Raw genomic sequence first — 6,583 nt, 5'->3', positions numbered from 1 at the left:
GGAGGTCGGCCGCCCTGATCCCGCCGGGGTCGCCCCCGACGGAGATTCCTTATTCGGCGACCGCGGTCGCGATGTCGACGCTGACGCCCGGCCCCATGGTCGAGGAGAGCGAGATCCGCTTCAGATAGGTGCCCTTGGCGCCCGTGGGCTTCGCCCGGTTCACCGCCGCCACGAAGGCCTTCACGTTCTCGACGAGCTCTGCCTCGCCGAAGCTGGCCTTGCCGACGCCGCCGTGGATCACGCCCGCCTTCTCGACGCGGAATTGCACCTCGCCGCCCTTGGCGTTCTTGACCGCGGTCGCGACATCCATCGTCACCGTGCCGACCTTCGGGTTCGGCATCAGGTTGCGCGGCCCGAGGATCTTCCCGAGACGGCCGACGATCGGCATCATGTCGGGCGTGGCGACGCAGCGGTCGAATTCGATCGTGCCGCCCTGGATCGTCTCCATCAGGTCCTCGGCGCCGACGATATCGGCTCCGGCTTCCCTGGCCTCGTCGGCCTTCGCACCGCGGGCGAAGACGGCGACGCGGACGGTCTTGCCGGTGCCGTTCGGCAGGTTCACGACGCCCCGGACCATCTGGTCGGCGTGGCGCGGATCGACGCCGAGGTTCATCGCGATCTCGAGCGTCTCGTCGAACTTCGCGGTGGCATTCGCCTTGACGAGCGCGACGGCCTCGGAGACCGGCAGGTTCTCCTTGCCGGCGAAAGCTTCACGGGCGGCCCTGGTGCGCTTTGCAATCTTCGCCATGGCTTAACCCTTCACCTCGATACCCATCGAACGGGCCGACCCGGCGATGATGTTCATCGCGGACTCGACGTCGTTCGCGTTCAGGTCCTTCATCTTGGCCTCGGCGATCTCGCGCAGCTGCGCCAGCGTGACCGTGCCGGCGGTCGCCTTGCCGGGCGTCTTCGAGGCCGACTTCAGACCCGCCGCCTTCTTGAGATAGTACGACGCCGGCGCCGTCTTGATCTCCATCGTGAAGGACTTGTCGGTGTAATAGGTGATGATCACGGGGGTCGGGACGCCGACTTCCATCTCCTGCGTGCGCGCGTTGAACGCCTTGCAGAATTCCATGATGTTGATGCCGCGCTGACCGAGCGCCGGGCCGACGGGCGGCGACGGGTTCGCCTTGCCGGCGGGCACCTGCAGCTTCAGGCTGCCTGCGACTTTCTTGGCCATGATGGCCTCCTTTCCATGCCTCCGGGTCGCGACCCTCGGGCGTTACATGGGGTGGTGCGGTCCGTCCGGCGCGCCGGCCTCGCCTCCCACCTGCCGCCCGAAACCATCGGATTTCGGGCCACTCTCGCCTGGGGCACGATCGGACCGGAAAGGTGGCCTTTCCGGATCGTGCTCCCGGATCACGAAGCCTTGGAGACCTGCGTGAATTCAAGCTCGACCGGCGTGGCGCGGCCGAAGATCGAGACCGACACCTTGAGCCGGTTGTTCGACTGATCGACCTCCTCGACGAGACCGGAGAAGCCCTCGAACGGACCGTCGGTCACGTTGACCTGCTCGCCGGTCTGGAAGGTGATGATCGACCGCGGCCGTTCCTGGCCCTCGACGACCTGGTTCAGGATCCGCGCCACCTCCTCGTCTTTCATTGGCGAGGGCTTGCCCTGCGGTCCGAGGAAGCCGGTCACGCGGTTGATCGAATTGACGAGATGATAGGTGCGGTCGTTCAACTCCATCCGGGCGAGCACATAGCCCGGCATGAAGCGCTTCTCGGTCTGCACCTTCTTGCCGCGGCGGATCTCGATCACTTCCTCGGTCGGCACCATGACCTCGGTGATCTCCTCGCCGAGCCCCTGCTGCTCCACGGCTTCGCGGATCGCCTCGGCGACCTTCTTTTCGAAATTCGAGAGCACGCTCACCGAATACCAGCGCTGCGCCATGTCGTCCGTCACCTCAAATCAGGAGCGGCCGGGCCGCTCGCAACTCGTCCGCCGGGCATCGGACCCTTCGGACATCCCCGGAAAAAACGAAAACCGCGCACGACCGAATCGACGCGCGCGCCCCGCCTGTCCGAGAGGGCGCCCGCATACCCGCCGCGGGCGCTCAGTTCAAGAGGCCATCTGCAGAACCGTCTCGAGCCCGAAACGGATGATCAGATCGACCAGGAAGAAGAACGCCGCGAAGAGACCGGCCATGATCATCACCATCACCGTGGTGAGCATGGTCTCGCGCCGCGTCGGCCAGGTGATCTTCGCGGTCTCGGCGCGCACCTGCTGGATGAACTGCAGAGGATTCGTCCGGGCCATGCGCGTCTCTCCGATATCCTTGGCATGCTGGCAGGGGCGATAGGACTCGAACCTACGACCCTCGGTTTTGGAGACCGATGCTCTACCAACTGAGCTACACCCCTAGGGCCGGCATGCGGGGCTTCTCATAGGTGGATCGCGCGGGCTCCGCAAGGGGTTTCGAAGCGCGCGCCCGGCGCCGTCAGCCGCGCGGGCGGCGCTTCGGTCCCGGGGTTCCGGCGAGCGCGCGCAGGCGCCGCCGCAGCCGGGCGAACCGGCCGCGACCCCGACGCGCCGCCTTGGCGAGCGCGGTCGTTAAGGTGCGCGGCCTGGACGCCGCGCGCGCCTCCGGCGCCTCGACCATCTTCTCGAGCGGCAGGTCGGCGAGGCGCGGCTCGAATCGCCTGGTCGCGGCGAGGAAGAGCTGATTGGTCAGCCGGACTTCCGGCGGCAGGGCGAGCGAGGCCTCGAAGAGGGGACGGCTGTTGAAGGCGATCAGGGACCGACCGGCCACGTCGAACTCGTTGTTGAGCCCGGCGCTCCACATCCCCAGCCGGTGCTCCCAGTAGAAGATGTCGTTCGGGTCGAAGCCCTTGTCGGCGAGCGTGTCGTAATGGGCGCGTCGCATGAAGTCCGCGAACATCTCCTCCACCTCGCGCGGCGCGCGGTCCTTCTTCGGCGCCCAGAAAAGCCGGGCCAGTTCCGCGGGGGTGGCAGTCTTCATGCGCGTGAGCCAGAGATTGAAGAACCCGCGCATCACCTCGGCGCCGTGCCCGCGCAGGAAGACCATGTCCGGCCGGTCGGCGTAGGCGGCGCGCATTTCGAAGGTCGCGGGATAGGCGCGGCGGTATTGGCCGCTGTTGGTCCAGATGATCTCGCGCAGACCCTTGCGCCCCGAGGTTGGCCGGGTGTCGAGATGCGGGACGCCGGTGCAGGCGACGAGCGCGCGGATGATCCCGCGCTCGCGCTCGGAGAGCGCGTCGGTGGTCCAGGTCGCGGTCTCGAAGGGCACGCCGAGGTGCATGAAGGCCGCGATCACCACCCGCGTGTCCGCGCCCGCCGTGGCGCCGACGACCGGCGCGTAGCGGCCGGAGACGTACCGGCCGGAGACGTACCGGCCGAGCGCCGCGAGCGACTGGCCGAGCCGGTCGTGGAACGCCTCGAGGGAGCCGGGGCGGTTGGGTTCGCGGGGCCAGTACCGGACGGTCCTGCCTGTCGCGGAGTCGAAGCAGTTGTTCGGGGTCAGCGCGTAGACGCCCGACGCGCGGGTCAGATCGCCCGGCAACGACTTGGTCTTGCGCCGGTGGAACTCCGGGTGGCGGAGCAGGGCGGCCACGGCGGCGTCGGGTGGCGCGCCGACGCAGCGCGCGAGCAGGTCCGCGTGCGAGGCCACGGCGAAGGGCCCCGCGCCGTGGTAGAAGACGGCCCGGCTGCCGAGTGGGTCGTGGAAGACGCGGACCCGTCCGGGCTCGACCACGAGGAGCGCGAAACGGCCGGCGAAGGTGTCGAGGAAGTCGAGGAGCGCGGCGTCGCCGCCCGCGAGGACCTGCGCGAGGCGCTCCGGCGCGAAGGGGTCTCCAGCTGCGGCATCCGTCTCGGGCACGGCGTCGCCGATGACCACGAAGCGGGTCTCCCCGGCCCGGCTGACGCGGAGGGGCGCCTCCGGTTGGGTCCAGAGCATCACGGGCCCCATCCGGCGCGCGACCCAGCCGAGGTCGCGCGGGGTGGCGTGGGCTTTCGCCTTGAGCGGATATGCGTCGCGGTCGAGCGCGACGAAGCCGAAGCGGTAGAGCAGCCGGTGCCCGGCACCGGGCCGGGGCGCGCCCGCGTCGTCGCGCCTCGACGCCGGATCGGAGGCGGCCCGACCGGTGATCGTGTCGCTAGCCAGCGCCGGAAGATCGACGGAAATGAGACCGGATACGTTGACTGGGCCGTCTTCTTCTACTGGACTGTCTTCTTTCGAAAATGCCGAACCGGATACTGAATGCGGGCACATGAATTGCCCTCCCCGCCCTCATTGGTATTTGAAAATGCGCGCCATCCAAATGTGCGGCGACTTCTTGCCGCACGCTAGACGCGCCTGTGCGCTCGCGTCAAGGCGGTTTGGGAGATGATCTCCCTATGCGTGCGATCTTCCGGCCGCGCGGCGCGCCTGGCCTAGCGCGCGGACCAGAGCCCGCGGAGGGTGGAACCGAGCGCGCCGAGGCCGGAAGGGGCGGGGAGGCCGGAGCCGACCGGCCAGTCCCTGGGCCCGCCGGGTTCCAGCAGCGCTACGCTTTCGCCCTCCAGGACGACGCAGGACAGCAGTCCGGTCCGAAATGCGCCGGTGTCGACCGCGATCCGGTTCGGGTGATGCTCGACGACCGGGACGATCGTATGCCCGTGCACGACCTTGAAGCCGAAGCTCTTGCGGTAGTCGAGAAATCCCTGCCTGATCCAGATCAGGTCGTCCCGGGTCTGCTTCTCCATCGGCACGCCGGGGCGGATGCCGGCATGGGCGAAGACATAGCCGCCGATCCGGAGCCAGAGCTCGCAGGATTCGATGAAACCGAGATGCGCCGCCGGCAGGGCCCGGGCGAAGGCCGAGCGTGTCGCGGCGGGATCGATCTCGCTCGCGCCTGCCACGCCATAGGAGGCGAGCGTCGTGTCGCCCCCCATCTTGTGGTGCAGCCAGTGATAGGTGCGATCATACCAGTCGGGATCGCGGAGATACGCCGGTATGTAGGAATCGTGGTTGCCGAGCAGAAAGCGGAACGGCCCGCCCGAACCCTTGAGCTCGATCAGCCGCCGGTAGACGCCCCGGCTGTTCGGCCCCCGGTCGCAGTAGTCGCCAAGAAATATGATGAGGGGCGCGGGATGCGGCCGCGCCGCGAGATCGGCGCGGATGCGCGCCACCATCTCGTCGAGCATTTCGAGATGGCCATGAATATCGCCGATCGCATAGATCCGCTGGCCGTCGGTGAGATCTGTCATCGAAGCGCCGCCTTCCCGGGAAAACTGGACTCCCCGTTGCCATCTCGCGCAACGGAAGCGTGGCTGTCCAGTACCCGCGCGCGTTGATTGGCGGTATGGTTGATGGCATGCTCGACGGCCGGGCGGGCGTTGATCCGGCAAGAAAAAACGCGGACGCCGGGGCGTCCGCGTTTCGAAGTGTCCGACAGGCGGGTCGTTACTCGATGATTTTCGAGACGACGCCGGCGCCGACGGTGCGGCCGCCTTCGCGGATGGCGAAGCGGAGCTTCTCTTCCATGGCGATCGGCGAGATCAGTTCGACCTCGAACTTCAGGTTGTCGCCCGGCATCACCATCTCGGTGCCCGCCGGCAGCGAGACCGTGCCGGTCACATCCGTGGTGCGGAAGTAGAACTGCGGCCGGTAGTTCGCGAAGAACGGCGTGTGGCGACCGCCCTCGTCCTTGGTCAGGATATAGGCCTCGGCCTCGAACTTGGTGTGCGGCTTCACCGAGCCCGGCTTGCAGAGAACCTGGCCCCGCTCGATGCCCTCGCGGTCGATGCCGCGCAGCAGCAGGCCGACGTTGTCACCCGCCTGGCCCTGGTCCAAGAGCTTGCGGAACATCTCGACGCCGGTGCAGGTCGTCTTCTTCGACGGACGGATGCCGACGATCTCGATCTCCTCGCCGACCTTCACGATGCCGCGCTCCACGCGGCCGGTCGCGACCGTGCCCCGGCCCGAGATCGAGAACACGTCCTCGACCGGCATCAGGAACGGCTGGTCCACCGGGCGCTCCGGCGTCGGGATGTATTCGTCGACCGCCGCCATCAGCTTGCGGACCGCGTCCTCGCCGATCTCCTTGTTGGAGTCCTCGAGCGCGGCGAGCGCCGAGCCGGTGATGATCGGGATGTCGTCGCCCGGGAAGTCGTAGGACGACAGAAGCTCACGCACTTCCATCTCCACGAGCTCCAGCAGCTCCGCGTCGTCGACCTGGTCGACCTTGTTGAGGAACACCACCAGCGCCGGAACGCCGACCTGGCGGGCGAGCAGGATGTGCTCGCGCGTCTGCGGCATCGGGCCGTCGGCCGCCGACACCACGAGGATCGCGCCGTCCATCTGCGCCGCGCCGGTGATCATGTTCTTCACGTAGTCGGCGTGGCCCGGGCAGTCGACATGCGCGTAGTGACGCGCATCCGTCTCGTATTCCACATGCGCCGTCGAGATCGTGATGCCGCGCGCCTTCTCCTCCGGCGCCGCGTCGATCTGGTCGTACGCCTTGAACTCGCCGAAGAACTTCGTGATCGCAGCCGTCAGCGACGTCTTCCCGTGGTCAACGTGGCCGATCGTGCCAACGTTCACATGCGGCTTCGTCCGCTCAAACTTTGCCTTCGCCAT

General features: G+C 67.8%; 7 protein-coding genes and 1 tRNA gene. All 8 read right to left on the bottom strand.

The features are described from left to right. Window positions 1-49: 49 nt before the first annotated feature. Window positions 50-748, bottom strand: coding sequence for a 50S ribosomal protein L1 (gene rplA / locus ACLJK8_RS21600; RefSeq protein WP_413152492.1), 699 nt, complete (start codon window positions 746-748; stop codon window positions 50-52). A gap of 3 nt (window positions 749-751) precedes the next feature. Then, window positions 752-1,180 carry a 50S ribosomal protein L11 gene (gene rplK, locus ACLJK8_RS21595; protein WP_413152490.1) on the bottom strand — a complete coding sequence of 143 codons (429 nt, stop codon included), beginning with the start codon at window positions 1,178-1,180 and terminating at the stop codon, window positions 752-754. Window positions 1,181-1,359: 179 nt separating this feature from the next. Next, on the bottom strand, window positions 1,360-1,893 hold the full coding sequence (gene nusG / locus ACLJK8_RS21590; RefSeq protein ID WP_413152493.1) for a transcription termination/antitermination protein NusG: 534 nt from the start codon (window positions 1,891-1,893) through the stop codon (window positions 1,360-1,362). A 168-nt stretch (window positions 1,894-2,061) separates the two neighbouring features. Next, window positions 2,062-2,259, bottom strand: a complete 198-nt coding sequence (secE, locus tag ACLJK8_RS21585; protein WP_413152488.1) for a preprotein translocase subunit SecE — start codon at window positions 2,257-2,259, stop codon at window positions 2,062-2,064. Between the two features lie 28 nt (window positions 2,260-2,287). Continuing rightward, window positions 2,288-2,363: transfer RNA gene (locus ACLJK8_RS21580), tRNA-Trp, on the bottom strand. A gap of 77 nt (window positions 2,364-2,440) precedes the next feature. Continuing rightward, on the bottom strand, window positions 2,441-4,234 hold the full coding sequence (locus tag ACLJK8_RS21575; RefSeq protein ID WP_413152486.1) for a hypothetical protein: 1,794 nt from the start codon (window positions 4,232-4,234) through the stop codon (window positions 2,441-2,443). A gap of 161 nt (window positions 4,235-4,395) precedes the next feature. After that, entirely contained in the window at window positions 4,396-5,211 is an 816-nt protein-coding gene (locus ACLJK8_RS21570; protein WP_413152485.1) for a metallophosphoesterase, read from the bottom strand. Window positions 5,212-5,407: 196 nt separating this feature from the next. Continuing rightward, the coding region (tuf, locus tag ACLJK8_RS21565) for an elongation factor Tu (RefSeq protein ID WP_413152484.1) at window positions 5,408-6,583 on the bottom strand (1,176 nt) is incomplete at its 5' end.

This window comes from Amaricoccus sp. W119, from assembly GCF_047275745.1.
Lineage (GTDB): Bacteria > Pseudomonadota > Alphaproteobacteria > Rhodobacterales > Rhodobacteraceae > Amaricoccus.
This window is presented reverse-complemented; position numbering and strand designations above follow the sequence as displayed.